Source organism: Pseudomonas sp. B611, from assembly GCF_055407965.1.
Genome location: NZ_JBUZST010000003.1, coordinates 38,161 through 55,883, shown reverse-complemented (window position 1 = coordinate 55,883; position 17,723 = coordinate 38,161). Strand labels below are relative to the sequence as shown.

Annotated in this window: 12 protein-coding genes; all 12 read left to right on the top strand. The window is 64.5% G+C overall.

The window, feature by feature from the left end; genetic code table 11:
* Positions 1-166: 166 nt before the first annotated feature.
* The 12 genes from glgA to ACZRMO_RS08315 all read left to right on the top strand — a co-directional run bounded on the left by glgA (position 167) and on the right by ACZRMO_RS08315 (position 17,646).
* On the top strand, positions 167-1,720 hold the full coding sequence (gene glgA / locus ACZRMO_RS08370; protein WP_463972540.1) for a glycogen synthase GlgA: 1,554 nt from the start codon (positions 167-169) through the stop codon (positions 1,718-1,720).
* A gap of 19 nt (positions 1,721-1,739) precedes the next feature.
* Entirely contained in the window at positions 1,740-3,485 is a 1,746-nt protein-coding gene (treZ, locus tag ACZRMO_RS08365; RefSeq protein ID WP_463972539.1) for a malto-oligosyltrehalose trehalohydrolase, read from the top strand.
* A complete protein-coding gene (gene malQ, locus ACZRMO_RS08360; protein ID WP_463972538.1) occupies positions 3,482-5,566 on the top strand; it encodes a 4-alpha-glucanotransferase in 2,085 nt (694 codons plus the stop codon). The genes treZ and malQ overlap by 4 nt, the downstream gene beginning before the upstream one ends.
* Positions 5,563-8,295: a malto-oligosyltrehalose synthase gene (locus ACZRMO_RS08355; protein ID WP_463972537.1), complete on the top strand. Its 2,733-nt coding sequence runs from the start codon at positions 5,563-5,565 to the stop codon at positions 8,293-8,295. Before malQ ends, ACZRMO_RS08355 begins: the two co-directional genes overlap by 4 nt.
* Before the next feature lie 24 nt (positions 8,296-8,319).
* Complete coding sequence (locus ACZRMO_RS08350) at positions 8,320-8,556, top strand: DUF2934 domain-containing protein (protein WP_463972536.1); 237 nt, start codon at positions 8,320-8,322, stop codon at positions 8,554-8,556.
* Between the two features lie 178 nt (positions 8,557-8,734).
* On the top strand, positions 8,735-10,894 hold the full coding sequence (gene glgX, locus ACZRMO_RS08345; RefSeq protein ID WP_463972535.1) for a glycogen debranching protein GlgX: 2,160 nt from the start codon (positions 8,735-8,737) through the stop codon (positions 10,892-10,894).
* Between the two features lies 1 nt (position 10,895).
* Positions 10,896-11,894, top strand: a complete 999-nt coding sequence (locus tag ACZRMO_RS08340) for an acyl-CoA dehydrogenase family protein (RefSeq protein ID WP_463972534.1) — start codon at positions 10,896-10,898, stop codon at positions 11,892-11,894.
* A complete protein-coding gene (locus ACZRMO_RS08335; protein ID WP_463972533.1) occupies positions 11,891-12,649 on the top strand; it encodes a PIG-L deacetylase family protein in 759 nt (252 codons plus the stop codon). The genes ACZRMO_RS08340 and ACZRMO_RS08335 overlap by 4 nt, the downstream gene beginning before the upstream one ends.
* Positions 12,646-13,245, top strand: coding sequence for an SAM-dependent methyltransferase (locus tag ACZRMO_RS08330; RefSeq protein ID WP_463972532.1), 600 nt, complete (start codon positions 12,646-12,648; stop codon positions 13,243-13,245). The genes ACZRMO_RS08335 and ACZRMO_RS08330 overlap by 4 nt, the downstream gene beginning before the upstream one ends.
* Entirely contained in the window at positions 13,242-13,901 is a 660-nt protein-coding gene (locus ACZRMO_RS08325) for a glycosyltransferase family 2 protein (RefSeq protein ID WP_463972531.1), read from the top strand. The genes ACZRMO_RS08330 and ACZRMO_RS08325 overlap by 4 nt, the downstream gene beginning before the upstream one ends.
* Positions 13,902-14,078: 177 nt before the next feature.
* The gene (locus ACZRMO_RS08320) at positions 14,079-14,840 is read left to right on the top strand and encodes a PIG-L deacetylase family protein (protein ID WP_463972530.1); all 762 of its coding nucleotides are present in this window, start codon (positions 14,079-14,081) and stop codon (positions 14,838-14,840) included.
* Positions 14,841-15,084: 244 nt separating this feature from the next.
* A complete protein-coding gene (locus ACZRMO_RS08315) occupies positions 15,085-17,646 on the top strand; it encodes an autotransporter family protein (protein WP_463972529.1) in 2,562 nt (853 codons plus the stop codon).
* Positions 17,647-17,723 lie beyond the last annotated feature (77 nt).

Here is a 17,723-nt window from a genome sequence, read left to right as displayed (position 1 = left end):
CACGTGGGCTTCATGACCAGTGCCGTCCATCCACTCTTTTTTCGCAATCCGTGCAACTGGCATACGCCTTGCCAGTTTGTACAGTGCTTGTGCGCCTGACCGCAGGAAGCGGTCATCGGAGCTAATGGCAGCGGGCCATTAGCCAACCAACATGTGGGAGAGAACTATGATCAGTGCCGCTGTAGATGTTCAGGGAGAGCGAGTCAGTCAGCCGGTAGAGGGATCTTCATTGATCGATCTGCCAGCCACTTCGCGGCCGGTCGTGAGTCAGAATCCCAATCGCAAGAAAGTCCTGTTCGTCACCTCCGAATTCGCCGACCTGGTGAAAACCGGTGGCCTGGGCGACGTCTCTGCCGCACTGCCCCGGGCCATGGCCCATCTGCATGATGTACGCGTGTTGATCCCCGGTTACCCGCAGGTGATGGAAAGCGACAACCCGATCCATATCATCGGCGAACTGGGCGGCCACGCTGCGCTGCCACCGTGCAAGATCGGGCGCATGGACCTCAAGGATGGCCTGGTCATCTATGTGCTGATCTGCCCCGAGCTGTACGAGCGCGAAGGCACGCCTTACGGCGCCAACAATGGCCGCGACTGGCCGGACAACCATATCCGCTTCGCCCGCCTCGGCCTGGCTGCCGCCGACATGGCCGCCAACCTCGCGCAGATCCACTGGTGCCCGGACCTGGTGCACGCCCACGACTGGCCCGCCGGCCTGGCTCCGGCCTATATGCACTGGCGTGGGTCACGCACCCCGACCCTGTTCACTATTCATAACCTGGCCTATCAAGGTGTGGTCAGCCTGGCCTCGACGCCGGAGCTGGGCATTCCGCCCCACGCCTTGCAACAGGAAGGCATGGAGTTCTACGGCAAGATGTCGTTCCTCAAGGCCGGCATGGCGTATTCCAGCCATATCACCACGGTGAGCGCGACCTACGCCCAGGAAATCACCACCCCCGAATTCGGCTGCGGCCTCGATGGCTTCCTCGCCAGCAAGACCCAGCAAGGCCTGCTCAGTGGTATTCCCAACGGCATCGATGAAAGCTGGGAAACCTCCACCGACAGCCACCTGACCCACAACTTCAATATCGGCGACTGGGACGGCAAGGCAATCAACGCTGCCCACGTGCGCAACCTGTTCGGCTTGGACGATTCCACAGGCCCGCTGTTCGCCGTGGTCTCGCGCCTGGTCTATCAGAAAGGCCTGGACCTCACCGAAGCCGTGGCCAGCTTTATCGTCGAACAGGGCGGCCAGATCGCGATTATCGGCCGTGGCGAACCGGAAGAAGAGCAAGCCATGCGCGAACTGGCCCTGCGCTTTCCCGGCCAGATCGGTGTGCGCATCGGCTTTAACGAAACCGACGCCCGGCGCATGTTTGCCGGCAGCGATTTCCTGCTGATGCCGTCGCGCTACGAGCCGTGCGGCCTGAGCCAGATGTACGCCCAGCGCTTCGGTTCGCTGCCGGTGGCACGCAATACCGGCGGGCTGGCGGACACCATCGAGGATGGCGTCACCGGTTTCCTGTTCAATGAGTCCACCGTGGACAGTTACCAGGAAGCGCTGAGCCGCGCGTTCAAGGTCTTCGCCTTTCCGCGCCTGCTCAACGCCATGCGTTGCCGCGCCATGACCCAACCCTTCAACTGGTGCCAGGCGGTGGAACCCTACGCCGACCTGTACGAACAACTGGTGGCCAAGGCCCTGGGGAAATCCGCTAAATAAATACGGGAGGTCTCTATAGATGCCGTCACGGACTCTGGAAACCTGGCCCCACGGCGCAATCATGCTGGACGCGCAACACACGCGTTTTGCCTTGTGGGCGCCAGATGCGTATTACGTCAGCGTTGAACTGGAACACGGCAAGTCCGTCGCCATGCTGCCCCAGGCAGATGGCTGGTTTGAAAGCGAAATCGCCTGCCCGGCAGGCACCCGCTACCGCTTCAATATCGACGGGGAACGGGATGTCCCCGACCCCGCGTCCCGCGCCCAGGCCTCGGATGTACATGGCTGGAGCCTGGTGGTGGACCCGCTCGCCTACCCCTGGCGCCACAGCCAGTGGCAAGGCCGGCCGTGGCATGAAGCGGTGATCTACGAGCTGCATGTCGGCGCGCTGGGCGGCTACGCCGGCGTGGAGCAACACCTGCCGCGCCTGGCCGAACTGGGCGTGACGGCCATTGAGTTGATGCCGCTCGCGCAATGCCCCGGCGAGCGCAACTGGGGCTACGACGGCGTCTTACCCTACGCGCCCCACGCCGCCTACGGCACACCCGAGCAGCTCAAGCACCTGATCGACAGCGCCCACGAACACGGCCTGGCGGTGATCCTCGACGTGGTCTACAACCACTTCGGCCCCGACGGCAACTACCTCGGCCAATATGCCGAGGGCTTCTTTCGTGAAGACGTGCACACGCCCTGGGGTGCCGGCATCGATTTTGAACGCCGCGAAGTGCGCGACTTCTTCCTCGACAACGCGTTGATGTGGCTGCTGGAATACCGCTTCGACGGCCTGCGCCTGGACGCCGTGCACGCCATCGACAACCCCGGTTTCCTGCAAACCCTCGCCCAGCGCGTGCGCCAGCAAGTGGATATCGGCCGTCACGTCTGGCTGGTGCTGGAAAACGAATTCAACCAGGCCAGCCTGCTGGAGCATGATTTCGACGCGCAATGGAACGACGACGGCCACAACGCCCTGCACGTGTTACTCACCGGCGAAACCGACGCCTACTACAGCGACTTCGCCAGCGACACCACGGCCAAACTGGCGCGTTGCCTGGGCGAAGGCTTTATCTACCAAGGCGAGACCACCCGGCACGGCCATACACGCGGCGAGCCCAGCGCCCACCTGCCGCCGAGCGCCTTTGTGTTGTTCTTGCAGAACCACGACCAGATCGGCAACCGTGCCCTCGGCGAGCGCCTGCACCAACTGTGCTCGCCCCAGGCACTGCGCGCCGCGACCGCCTTATTGCTGCTGTCACCAATGATTCCGCTGCTGTTCATGGGCGATGAAGTCAACGCCAACGAGCCGTTCCTGTTTTTCACCGACCACCACGGCGAACTGGCCGACGCCGTGCGCGAAGGCCGGCGCAACGAGTTCGCCGACTTCGCCGCGTTCCACGACCCGGCGCTGCGCGAGCGCATTCCCGATCCGAACGCCCCGGCGACCTTTACCCAATCGACCCCCACGTTTGCCGCCAGCGAACACGCCGATCTCTACCGCCATCTGCTTAGCCTGCGCCATCAGCACCTGGTGCCGCACCTACCCGGCAGCGTGGCGCTGGGCGCGCAGGTGTTGGCCGACGGCGCTGTCAGCGCACGCTGGCGCCTGGGCAACGGCAGCCTGTTGCAGATCGACCTCAACCTCAGCGCCACCGCCCTCGATCATCCCGCCAGCACCCACCTGCTATTCGAAACGCCTGCGCACCAAGGCGCGCAACTGCCGCCCTACAGCGCACGCGTCACCCTATCCCCTGTTGGAGAGCACCCTTGAGCGAAGCGAACCTGGAAATCCTCGCCAGCCGAGCGGGCCTGGCCGTCGATTGGATCGACGCGAATGGCCGCCCGCAACGTGTACAACCTGATGCCCTGCGCGCCGTGCTCAAGGGCCTGGGCCACCCGGCCGACAGCGACGCCGAGATCGATGCCAGCCTGCTGCAACTGGAGCAGGTGCAACACGCCAAACACCTGCCGCCCCTGATGACCATCGACAGCGGCGCCGGCCTCGACCTGGCGCGCTACTTCGAGCCTGACACCCTGTGCCGGGTCAGCCTGGAAGACGGCGAAACCCTGGAGTTGCGCCTGGACGGCGACGCGGTAATGCCCGGCGTCATCGCCCTCGGCTACCACCAGGTGCATATCGCCGGGCAGACCTTCACCCTCGCCGTCGCACCGACGCATTGCTATAGCGTGGCCGAAGCCGTCAACAGCGAGCCCGCCCGCGCCTGGGGCCTCAGCGCCCAGCTCTATGCCCTGCGCCGCCTGGGCGATGGTGGCTTCGGCGACACCCTGGCCCTGGAACACCTGGCCCGCGCCGCTGCCGAACGCGGTGCCGACGCCTTGGCGATCAGCCCGATGCACGCGATGTTCAGCGCCGACACCGGGCGCTACAGCCCCTATTCACCGTCCAGCCGCTTGTTCCTCAACAGCCTGTACGCCTCGCCCGCCTGCATCCTCGGCGAGCGCGAAGTGCGCAACGCGATTGAAGCCATCGGCCTCAGCGAAGAACTGCACCGCCTGGAACAACTCGAGCTGATCGACTGGCCCGCCGCCGCCAAGGCCAAGCACCGCCTGCTGCGCGCGTTGTATGAAGACTTCCGCCACGGCGAGCACCCGCAACACGCCGACTTCCTCAGCTTCCGCCAGGCTGGCGGCGAAGCCCTGGAAAACCACTGCCGCTTCGAAGCCGTGCAAACCCTGCGCGCCGCTGCCAGTGAAGACCTCGACTGGCGTCACTGGCCCGAAGCGTGGCGCACCCCGCAGAGCCCGGCACTCGCACAGTTCGCCGAGGAACACGCCGAGGAAATCGGCTACTTCGCCTTCAGCCAATGGCTGATCGCACGCAGCCTCGAACGCGCACAACAGGCCGCCCGCGGCAGCGGCATGGGCGTCGGTTTGATCGCCGACCTCGCCGTGGGCGCCGACGGCGGTGGCAGCCAGGCCTGGAGCCGCCAGGATGAACTGCTCGCCGACCTCACCGTGGGCGCGCCACCCGACATCCTCAACCGCGCAGGCCAGGGCTGGGGCATCTCCGCCTTCTCCCCGGAAGGCCTCAAGCGCAACGGTTTCCGCGCCTTTATCGAGATGCTGCGGGCCAACTTTGCCCACGCCGGTGGCTTGCGCATCGACCATGTGATGGGCCTGCAACGCCTGTGGGTGATCCCCATGGGCGCCTCGCCGCGTGAAGGCGCGTACTTGTATTACCCGGTGGACGACCTGCTGCGGTTGCTGGCCCTGGAATCCCACCGCCACCAGGCCATCGTCCTCGGTGAAGACCTCGGCACCGTGCCCGATGGCCTGCGCGAAAAGCTCATCGGCCGCTCGATTCTCGGCATGCGCGTGCTGCTGTTCGAACAAGGCCACGACGGCCAGTTCAAGCCCATCCTCGACTGGCCCGACAACGCCCTCGCCACCACCAGCACCCACGACTTGCCGACCCTCAACGGCTGGTGGCACAGCCGCGACATCGAGTGGAATATCGAGCTGGGCCTGATCGACGCCCCCACCGTGGAACAATGGAGCGAACACCGCCTGCGCGAACGCCAGGCGCTGCGCCAGGCCTTGAGCCAGGACCCGCAGAACTTCGTCGATGAAATCCGCAATGACACCGACCACATGATCGACGCCAGCGTGCGCTACCTCGGCCATACCCGGGCGCCGCTGGTGTTGCTGCCGCTGGAGGACGCGCTGGGCGTGGAGGAACAAGCCAACCTGCCGGGCACCCTCGACACCCACCCCAATTGGCGTCGGCGCCTGGCGGGCGAAGCCTCCAGCCTGCTGGACAATGCCGGCGCCGCCCGGCGCCTGGAACTGTTGGCCGTGGCGCGCAACCAGGCCCACGAGCGTGACCGATGAAGCACCTACCGCTGCGTGCCACCCAGCGCCTGCAATTCCACGCCGGGTTTACCCTGGATGACGCGGTGCCGCTGGTGCCGTACTTCGCCGCTCTGGGCATCAGCCACCTGTATGCCTCGCCGCTGCTGAGTGCGCGCGCCGGGTCCATGCATGGCTACGATGTGGTCGACCCCACCCGGGTCAATCCCGAGCTGGGCGGTGAAGCCGCGTTGCGCCGGCTGGTGGCGGCGCTGCGGGCGCACGACATGGGGCTGATCCTCGATATCGTGTCCAACCATATGGCCGTCGGCGGCGCGGATAACCCTTGGTGGCTGGACCTGCTGGAATGGGGCCGCTTGAGCCCCTACAGCGAATTCTTCGATATCCAGTGGCACTCGCCGGACCCGCTACTCAAGGGCCAATTGCTCATGCCCTTTCTCGGCAGCGATTACGGCGAGGCCTTGCAGAGCGGCAGCGTGACCTTGCAGTTTGATGCAACCCACGGTGCGTTTTATGCCGCACATTACGAGCACCGCTTTCCGATCTGCCCACAGGATTACGCCGAAATCCTCGGCACCGGGGTCTTGCTAAAGCCCATGGCCGAACGCTTCAGCGCACTGGCCGAGCAGGACGATGCCTACCACGAGGCCGCGTGGCTCAAGCAGGCGTTGGCCGAGCGCGCCACTGATGCGCCGGTGCTGCATGCTATCGAGCAGCAACTGGCGGCGTTCGACTTTGAGCGCCTGCATCATCTGCTGGAACAACAAGCCTACCGCCTGGCCAGTTGGCGCACGGCGGCGGACGATATCAACTGGCGGCGCTTCTTCGATGTCAACGAGTTGGGCGGCCTGCGGGTCGAACGCAGCGCCGTCTTCGAAGCCACCCACGGCAAGATCTTCGAACTGATCAGCGCAGGCTTGGTGGATGGCCTGCGCATCGACCATATCGACGGGCTCGCCGACCCACGGGGCTATTGCCGCAAGCTGCGGCGGCGGGTGGACGCATTGGCGCCGGGGCGGCACTTGCCGATCTTTGTCGAGAAGATCCTTGGCGAAGGGGAAACCCTGCGCGAAGACTGGCAAGTGGACGGCACCACCGGCTACGAATTCATGAACCAGTTGTCGTTGCTGCAACATCACCCCGACGGCTTCGCCCCGCTGGCCGAACTGTGGAGCCGCCACAGCGAGCGCCCCGCGGCGTTTATCGAAGAAGCACGGCTGGCCCGCCAGCAAATCCTCAATGGCTCCCTCGGTGGCGACTTTGAAAGCGTGGCCCAGGCCCTGTTGCAAGTGGCCCGCGACGACGTGATGACCCGCGACCTGACCCTCGGCGCCATCCGTCGCGCCTTGCAGGAGCTGATCGTGCACTTTCCGGTGTACCGCACCTATATCAGCGCCCGTGGCCGCAGCGCCGCCGATGACAAACTGTTCCAGCAGGCCATGGCCGGTGCCCGCAGCACCTTGAACGAAGGCGACTGGCCGGTGCTCGATCACCTGGCCAACTGGCTCGGCGGCCAACCGTGGCGCGATCGCCCGGTGGGCCGCGAGCGCAAGATCCTCAAGCATGCCTGCGTGCGCTTCCAGCAACTGACCTCGCCCGCCGCCGCCAAGGCTGTGGAAGACACCGCGTTCTACCGCTCGGCGGTGCTGCTGTCGCGCAACGATGTGGGTTTCAGCACCGAGCAGTTCAGCGCGCCGCTGGCCGACTTCCACGCCGCCAACCGCCAGCGCCTGCACAGCTTTCCCGACAACCTGCTGGCCACCGCCACCCACGACCACAAACGCGGCGAAGACAGCCGTGCGCGGCTGGCGGTACTCAGCGAATGCGCGCCGTGGTTTGTGCAACAGGTGGAGCATTGGCGCAGCCTGGCCGCACCGTTGCGCCGTGACGCCGACAGCCCTTCGGCGGGCGATGAGTTGATCCTCTATCAAGTGCTGCTGGGCAGTTGGCCGCTGGACGCAGACTTCGACGGCTATCAACAACGCCTTTGGCAATGGCAACAAAAAGCCCTGCGCGAAGCCAAGTTGCACAGCAGCTGGAGCGCACCCAACGAGGCCTATGAGCAAGGCGTCGAAGCCTTCCTCGCGCGCGTGCTGCAAAGCGATGCCGGCCACGCCCTGCGCACGGCCATCGGCGACGCCGCCGAGGCAATCGCCCGCGCCGGCGCGATCAACGGGCTGGCGCAATCCTTGCTTCGCATCACCGTGCCGGGTGTGCCGGACCTGTACCAGGGCGCCGAGTTCTGGGACTTCAGCCTGGTGGACCCGGACAACCGTCGCCCGGTGGATTTCAACGCACGGCAACAGGCGCTGCAAACCCCACCGGACATCGGCGAACTGTTGTTGCACTGGCGCGACGGGCGTATCAAACAGGCCGTGATCGCCCAGGCATTGGCCCTGCGCAAGGCCCGTCCCGGGCTGTTTCGCAGCGGCGGCCACCTGCCGCTGCAAGTGCTGGGCAAACACGCCGCACACGTTGTCGCGTTCGCCCGTGAATATCAGGGCAAACACCTCGTGGTGGTGGTGCCGCGCTGGCCCCATCACTTGCTTGAAAACGGTGTGCAGCCCCTGGTCGATGCGCAGGTTTGGGGCGATACACGGGTCGCACTACCGTTCGCCGCCACGACACAAAAATGGAAGGGACTTTTCCACACAGGCGCAGTCACACCAAACAAGGAGCTGTTGCTGAGCACTGCCCTGGGGGATTTCCCGGTCAATGTCTTTATCAATCCTGATGATCAAGAAAGCTGAAAATTTTCTGTGAGGAGCATTGCGATGAGTACTGAAGACAAACGCATACGGGAACTGGCCCATCAGATCTGGGAGTCGGAAGGCAAACCCCATGGCCAGGACACCCGCCATTGGGAGATGGCGCGCAAGCTGGCGGAAGCGGAAGCCTTGACGCCGAGCAAGCCCAAGGCGAAGCCGAAAGCGCCGCCCAAGCCCAAGCCAGCGGCGGCTAAGCCTGCGCCCGAGAAAAAACCCAAGCCCCCGCGCAAGCCCGCCGGCTAAACACCGATCCCCTGTGGGAGCGGGCTTGCCCGCGATGGCGATGTTGAATGTACCGCCGCTATCGCGGGCAAGTCCGCTCCCACAGAGGGCGCATTTCACCCTGAATCTGACGTTCATCTGACCCATTGTCAGCACAGCCGCGTTCGCCTCGAGAAAACCCTTTTGCAGGAGCACCCCAATGAGCAAACCCGACAAAACCCCACCGACGCCCCCAAACGAGCCGTCGCGGATTCGTGAAGGTTTGCCCTTCCCCCTCGGCGCAACCTGGGATGGCCTGGGCGTCAATTTTGCGCTGTTCTCGGCCAACGCCACCAAGGTCGAACTGTGCCTGTTCGACGACACCGGCGAGGTCGAGCTGGAACGCATCGAACTGCCCGAATACACCGACGAAACCTTCCACGGCTACCTGCCCGACGCCCATCCCGGGCTGATCTACGGCTACCGCGTGTACGGTGCGTACGACCCGGCCAACGGTCACCGCTTCAACCATCACAAATTGCTCATCGACCCCTATGCCAAGCAGCTGGTGGGCGAACTGAAATGGTCCGAGGCGCTGTTCGGCTACACCATCGGCCACCCGGACGGCGACCTCAGTTTCGACGAACGCGACAGCGCGCCTTTCGTGCCCAAGTGCAAGGTCATCGACCCCGCGCACACGTGGGGCAACGACCAGCCGGTGCGTGTGCCCTGGGACCGCACGATCATCTATGAAACCCACTTGCGCGGCATCACCATGCGCCACCCTTCGGTGGGTGAATCAGTACGTGGTACCTGCGCCGGACTGATGGAAGACGACGTGCTCAAGCACATCCGTCAGCTCGGCGTTTCATCGGTGGAACTGCTCCCCGTGCATGCCTTCGTCAATGACCAGCACCTGCTGCAAAAAGGCATGACCAACTACTGGGGCTACAACAGCATCGCGTTTTTCGCCCCCGACCCGCGCTACCTGGCCAGCGGCAAGATCGCCGAGTTCAAGGAGATGGTCGCGCACCTGCACGAGCAGAAGCTCGAGGTGATCCTCGACGTGGTCTACAACCACACCGCCGAAGGCAACGAGCGCGGCCCGACCCTGTCCATGCGCGGCATCGACAACGCCTCGTACTACCGCCTGATGCCGGATGACAAGCGCTTCTACATCAACGATTCCGGCACCGGCAACACCCTGGACCTGAGCCACCCCTGCGTGCTGCAAATGGTCACCGACTCCCTGCGCTACTGGGCCAACGAAATGCACGTGGATGGGTTCCGCTTCGACCTGGCGACCATCCTCGGCCGCTACCGCGACGGCTTCGACGAGCGCCACAGCTTCCTCGTGGCCTGCCGCCAGGACCCGGTATTGCGCCAGCTCAAACTCATCGCCGAACCTTGGGACTGCGGCCTCGGCGGCTATCAGGTGGGCAACTTCCCACCGGGCTGGGTGGAATGGAATGACCGTTTCCGCGACACCGTGCGCGCCTTCTGGAAAGGCGATGACGGCCAGTTGGCCGATTTTGCCGCGCGCATGACCGCCTCCGGCGAGATGTTCAACCACCGTGGGCGGCGCCCCTACAGCTCGGTGAATTTCATCACCGCCCACGACGGCTTCACCCTGCATGACCTGGTGTCGTACAACGACAAGCACAACGAAGCCAACGACGAGAACAACCAGGACGGCAGCAACAACAACCTGTCCTGGAACCACGGCGTCGAAGGCCCCACTGACGACCCGGAAATCAACGCACTGCGCTTGCGCCAGATGCGCAACTTCTTCGCCACCCTGCTGCTGGCTCAAGGTACGCCGATGCTGGTGGCGGGTGACGAGTTCGCGCGCACCCAGCACGGCAACAACAACGCCTATTGCCAGGACAGCGAAATCGGCTGGGTCAACTGGGACCTGGACGACGATGGCAAGGCCCTGCTCAAGTTCGTCAAACGCTTGATCAAACTGCGCCTGACCTACCCGATCCTGCGCCGTGGGCGCTTCCTGGTGGGCGACTACAACGAAGACATCGGCGTCAAAGACGTCACCTGGCTCGCGCCGGATGGCAACGAAATGACCACCGAGCAATGGCAAGACAGCCATGGCCGTTGCCTGGGCATGCTGATGGATGGCCGCGCCCAGGAAACCGGGATCCGCCGCCCGGGTGCCGACGCCACCCTATTGCTGGTGGTGAATGCTCACCATGACATGGTCAATTTCCGCCTGCCGCCGGTGCCGGAAGGCGAGTTCTGGACCTGCATGGTCGATACCAATCAACCCTCGGTACGTGGCCAGGAACGCTTCGAGTTCGATCACGAGTACGCCGTGACCGGCCGCTCACTGCTGCTGTTCGAACTGCAACACTCGGAAGAGGTGTGACATGACGCTCCATGGATTCCTCCAGGGCAGCGGGCGCTATGGGAACACCCAGGCCCTCGGCGAGGCACTGAAGGTTCTTCAACGTGAAGAACTCGATTGCCTGCCACTGCCTGGCAGCGGCGAAACCCTGGAGCGCTTCAGCCGTTTGGCGCAGGTTGCCGGCCATGACCTGGGCCTGTGCAAGTTGTTTGAGGGGCACACCGACGCCTTGGCGATCATCGCCGAGCTGCACGGCCCGCTGCCACCGTCGGGCAGCACCTGGGGCATGTGGGCCGCCGAGCCGCCGACGGCCAAGGTCCGCGTACGCCGGGACGGCCAGCACTGGGTCGTCGACGGGCGCAAGGCCTGGTGCTCCGGCGCGGCGGTGGTCAGCCATGGGTTGTTGACCGCCTGGAATGAGGCAGATGAACAACAGTTGGTCGCAGTAAACATGGATCAGGCAGGGGTCACGGTGACGGACGCGGGCTGGCACGCCGTGGGCATGGCGGCCACGGGCAGTGTGGAAATTGTGTTCAGTGGCGCCACCGGCATGGCGGTCGGTGGGCCGGGGGATTATCTCGCGCGCCCCGGTTTCTGGCAGGGAGGGATCGGCATCGCCGCCTGCTGGTACGGCGCCGCGCAGCGCCTGGCTGAAACGCTGCGTGCGCACTGCACCCAACGCCCGGAGCCCCATGCCCTCGCCCACTTGGGCGCGGTGGACAGTGCCCTGCACAGTGCGGCCTGCGTGTTGCGCGCATCGGCCCAGCAGGTGGATCAGCAACCGTTGGCCAATGCCCGGCACTGGGCGCAACAGGCCCGCGCGTGTGTCGAGGACAGCGTGGAGCAAGTGATCCGCCACGTCGGTCGCGCCGTCGGGGCGGGCCCGTACTGCAAGGACGCGCACTTTGCGCAGTTGATGGCGGACCTGCCGGTGTATGTACGTCAGAGTCATGCCGAACGCGACCTGGCCGCGCTGGGTGAAAGCGTCGTCGGTGCACCCACAGGAAGGTGGCAGTTATGAAACCCAATCCGATCGTCGGCCAGGGCACGCCGTTGCATCATTGGCAGGCGTCAACGCAATTGGCGCAACTGGCCCACGTCAGCGTCGCGCAATTGGTGCCCGAGGGTTGTCGCGCGGTGATTATCGCGCCGCACCCGGATGATGAAGTGCTCGCTTGTGGCGGGCTGTTGCAAGAGTTGGCGGCGCTGGGGCGGCCCGTGCAGTTGATCTCCGTCACCGACGGCAGCGCCAGCCACCCAGGCTCGCGCCGTTGGCCGGTGGCGCGGCTGAATGTGGAGCGCCCGCAGGAGTCGGCCGAGGCCTTGCATCGCCTCGGCCTGCCGCCGCACGGCCTGCAATGGTTGCGCGCCGGGTTTGCCGACAGCCAGGTGGCAGCCCGCGAGGATGAACTCGCGGCGTTTATCAGGCGCCATCTCAAACCCACGGACGTGGTGTTCGCCACCTGGCGTGAGGACGGTCATTGCGACCATGAAGCCGTGGGCCGCGCCAGTGCCGTGGCGGCGCAGGCCGTCGGCGCGCGTTTCTGTGAACTGCCGGTGTGGGCCTGGCATTGGGCGTCCCCCGACGGCAGCCAGTTGCCCTGGCACCGCGCACGCAAAATCCCACTGACCAGCGCAGCCCTGGCACGCAAGCGTCACGCGATCCATGCGTTTGCCAGCCAGCTGGAGGGTGATCCGCAGATCGGCTTGCCTGCGGTCTTGCCGCCGTATGTGGTGGAACGTTTGCTGCAACCGTTCGAGGTGGTGTTTGTATGAGTGTGGCCACGCCGTATTTTGACCAGTTGTTTGCCGGCAACGATGACCCTTGGGCCTTTCGCCAACGCTGGTACGAGCGCCGCAAACGCGCACTGACCCTGGCAGTGCTCACGCGCCCACGCTATGCCGCGGTGTTCGAACCCGGCTGCGCCAATGGCGAGCTGAGCGCCGAACTGGCGCCGCGCTGTGATCGCCTGCTGTGCTGCGACACGGCAAGCGCCGCCGTCGCACTGGCGCGCACCCGCCTGCTCGGGTTCGCCCATGCCCGGGTAGAGCAAGCGCGCTTGCCCGAGCAATGGCCGAGCGAAAGGTTCGACCTGATCGTGTTGAGTGAGTGGTGCTACTACCTCGACGTGGCGGACCTGCACCAGGTGATCGAGCATGCCCTCTGCTCGCTCAGCGACGACGGCCAACTGCTCGCCTGCCACTGGCGCCCGCCCATCGAGGGTTGCCCGCAAACGGCGGACCAAGTGCATGCCGTGCTGGCGCAACGTTTGGGAATGGCGCGGGTGGTGAGCCATCACGAACCCGATTTCCTCATCGATCTCTGGAGCCGCGACGAACGCTCGGTGGCAACACTCGAGGGCCTGCAATGATCGGCGTGCTGATTCCCGTGCATAACGAAGAGGCGTTGCTGGCTGAATGCCTGAAGGCCGCAGTGATCGCCGCCAACCACCCCGCTCTGTTGGGCGAACAGGTCCAGGTCCTGGTACTGCTCGACAGTTGCAGCGATAGCAGTGCGCAGATCGCCAAGGCGTACCCGGTGCACAGTCTGGCCGTGGAGGCACGCAACGTGGGGCGGGTTCGCGGTATCGGCGCCCGGCACTTGTTGAACCAGGGCGCGCGGTGGATTGCCTGCACGGACGCCGACAGCCGCGTTGCACCCGACTGGTTGGTGGCGCAATTGGCGCTAGGGGTCGAGGCCGTGTGTGGGACGGTCACCGTAGACGCCTGGAGTGAAGGCTTCGATCGCACCGCGCAGATCCGCTATCACCAAGCCTATCAAGCCTGCGACGGCCACCGGCACGTGCACGGCGCCAACCTGGGCATGAGCGCAGGAGCTTATGTGCGGGCCGGCGGGTTCGAGCCTCTGGCCTGCCATGAAGATGTGCAACTGGTGCGCGATCTGGAGCGCTGCGGGGCCTCCATTGCCTGGAGCCACACCCCGCAGGTGATCACCAGTGCCCGCCTCGATTGCCGCGCCGAGGGCGGCTTTGGCGATTACTTGAAGACCCTGATGCACGCCCCTTGAAAAAAACGACATTACAAGATGTAAAAGCGACCAGTCCTTGACTATGCTGAGGACGCCTTGCTGGCAATCCAGGGTTGGAGTGCCACGCAATCACCACAGCGGAGCCTGTGGTGAATAAGAGAGCGTCGTCCCGTCAACGGGGTACGACCCGCATTCACCGACAAGGACGTGACACCCATGAAGCCTGCCTCCTTAAGCGAAGGCCGCCGTGGCCCGGCGCAAATCTGGAACAGCGCGCCGCAACTGGCGCAAATCCCCGTCATCCATCCCACCAAGCTGGTACCACCGGGCGCTCGCGTGGTGGTGATTGCGCCGCACCCTGGCGACGAAGTGCTGGCCTGTGGCGGCTTGCTGCAACTGCTCAGCACCCTTGATCACCCGCTGCAATTGATCTCGGTCACCGATGGCAGCGCCAGCCATCCCGGTTCCCATGTGTGGCCGGCGAGCCGCCTGAGTGTGGTGCGCCCCCAGGAAAGCGTCGAGGCCCTGCGCCGCCTGGGCATGCCGCTGCACAGTTTGAAGTGGATTCGCGGCGGCTTCTGCGACAACGCCCTGGCCGCGCGCGAACAACCGCTGAGTCAATTTATCGCGCGCTACCTGCAACCGGGGGATGTGGTGTTCAGCACTTGGCGCAACGACGGCAACGACGACCATGACGTGGTCGGCCGCGCCAGTGCCAAAGCCTGCAGCCTGGTGGGCGCACGCCATTACGAACTGCCGATCTGGGCATGGCACTGGCCCGCCCGGGAAACCTCGATGATTCCCTGGCAACGGGCGCGCAAGGTGCGCCTGGACACCTGGAGCGTGGCGCGCAAGCTGCACGCCACCCATGCCTATGCCAGCCAACTGGCCGGCGACCCCGAGATCGGCCTGGCGCCGATGCTCGCCCAGGTGCTGCTGGAGCGCATGCGCGAGCCCTATGAAATCATTTTTGCCTAGTCCCCCACTCGTCTATACCTGTTATTTCTGACAGTGGCGGTATGTGCAATGCATGACTAGAGTGCAAGCGTGCTGCACAGGTTGAGATGCAGTCGAGAAACCCATGCCAACCCCTTGCATTGGCCGGTGTTTTTGACCAGGTAACCCGTCGTCCCTGATCCGTATCGCGCATAACGTTGTCATGGTATGAGCCGTGCCGGATAACTCCGGTGTCGGTACACCCCCCTCTTCATGAGGAAGGATCATGCGCGTACGGATATCCCACACGCTGTACCTGAGTGTCGCCACCTCGGCGGTCCTGGCCACATGGCCCCTTCTCGCGCCGGCGGCCTGTGTCGTCAGCCCTGGCCCCTCGGGTCAGATCTTCACCTGCACCAGCGGCACCGACCCTGGTATTACGGCGCTGACCGGCGACAACGAGGTGTTGTTCCCAAGCGGCGACAGTGTGATCAACGGAAATGTGGCGTTAGGCCCGGGCAACGACCTGATGCAATTGGACGCGCCGGACACGCGGATCAACGGTTCGGTGAACATGGGCGATGGCGTGAATATTTTCCGGCTGAACAAAGGCACGATCACCGGGGCGGTCAACCAGGGTTCCGGTACCGATATCGCGCAGATCAGCGGTGGGCAGGCCGGTGCCATCAGCCAGGGGGCAGGCGTGGATCGCTTCGCCATGAGTGGCGGCACGATTGCATCGCTGGCCCAGGGCGACGGGCATGACACCTTCAATATGAGCGGCGGCACCATCACGGGCGCGTTCGAGGACGGTGACGATGCGACGATGACCGGCGGCAGCATCGGGCGGGTGGACATGAAGCTGGACAACAACCTCTTCGACATGAGTGGCGGCAGGATCATCGGCAACCTGGTGACGGGATTCGGTGATGACACCATCCAGGTCTCGGGCACCAGTTTTATCGGTGGCAACATCAGTACCAGCGGCGGGACCGACAGCATAACCGTCACCGGCGGAACCATTGGCGGGCAAATCCTCGCCAGCGCGGGCGAGGACCATTTCAGCTGGATCGGCGGCGGGCAAATCCGTGGGTTTGTGTTGATGGGCAATGACAATGACACCGCCCTTATCCAGTATCTGACCGAAACGCTCCTGACTCCCACCCCAGTGATTGACGGCGGCACGGGCACCGACACGCTGACATTCGACAACACCCAGGCGGCAACGCCGGGCCGTTATACCAACTGGGAACGGGTGGCGTTGGACAATGGGGCCACCTTCAAGCTCGGCGGCACCTTTGTGCTCGGAGACGTCGGCACCCTGACCGGAGCAATGACGCTCGACGGCAGCAGTTCGCTGCTGGTGGACACTGGCGTGGTCAGCGCCTTCACCACCGGCCAGCGGGTGACACTGAACAACGCCGGCAGCATCGATATGACCACCGGCAGTTCCATCGCCACCAACACCCTGACGGTCAATGGCAACTACAACGGCAACAGCGGTAAACTCCTGCTGCAAAGTGTCTTGGGGGCCGATGGTTCGCCCAGCGACAAATTGGTGGTGAGCCAAGGCACCCTCCATGGCAGCACCGCCATCAGCGTCAGCAACCTCCGCGGCTCAGGGGCGGCGACCTTGCAGGACGGTATACAAGTGGTGCAAGCCACCAACGGCGCCAGCGGCAGCGCGGGAGCTTTTACCCTGGCCGGTCCGGTGTCTGCCGGGGCGTTTGACTATCGCTTGTTCAAGGGTGGGGTCACCGCAGGCACCGGCGAAAACTACTACTTGCGCTCCACGGTGCCGGTCACCCCACCGGACCCGGTGATCATCGCCCCGCTCCCGAGCCCCAGCCCTGGCGAACCACCGCTGCCGCCCAACCCAGGGATCACGCCGATCCCCATCTACCGCCCCGAAGTGCCAATCTACGCCGCGCTGTTTCCAGCCGCCCAGCAAATCGTCCAGGACATGCTGGGCACTTATCACGAGCGCATGGGCGACCAGGGCCAGCAACAGGGCGATCCCCTTCGCGCAGGTTGGGGCCGGGTATACGGCAGCCGCAGCCGGCAAAGCTTTGCGGGCACGGTCAACCCCATGCTCAACAGCTCGATCACCGGGTTTCAAGTGGGCAGTGACCTCTTTACCCACCACACTGACGGCGGCACGGATGTGCACGCGGGGTTCTTCGTCGGCCATAGCCGCTTGAGGGGTGATATCAAAGGCTTCAATGGTGGTTGGCAAGACAATGACGCCGGCAACACCACCCTGCGCGGCGACAGCCTGGGCGCTTACCTGACGCTGATTGGCGCCAACCAGGCCTATCTGGATGTGGTGTTGATGGACACGCGCCTCGACGGCCACAACGAGTCGGACCGTGGTGTGAAGATGGATACCCATGGGCACAACGTCTCGGCCTCGGCGGAAGTCGGCCGGCCGTTCCAGGTCACTCCCCAATGGGTCGTAGAGCCCCAGGCCCAGTTGATCGTTGGCAAGACCAAACTGGACAGCCAGAACGATGGTATCTCAGACGTCTCGTACAAGGCCGACACCACCGTCACCACCCGCCTGGGCGTGCGCCTGCGCGGTGATTACCAGGCCAGCGGCATGCCGTTGCAACCCTATGCCCGGGCCAATATCTGGCACACCCGGGGCGGCCAGAACACGGTGACCTTTGCCGACGTCACCGACATTGATACCGAGCAGAAATCCACCACGATGGGCGTCAGCCTCGGCGCCAACCTGACCGTGGCGCCGGGCGTCAGCCTGTACAGCGAAGTGGGCTTCAACCGCAACCTGGACAGCAATGCCTTCAATGGCCGCCAAGGCACGCTGGGGTTGCGAATGGCATTCTGAGTCAAAAGCTGTCCCTGTGGCGAGGGAGCTTGCTCCCGCTGGGTCGCGTAGCGGCCCCGCTTTTTGCTTGAAAGGCG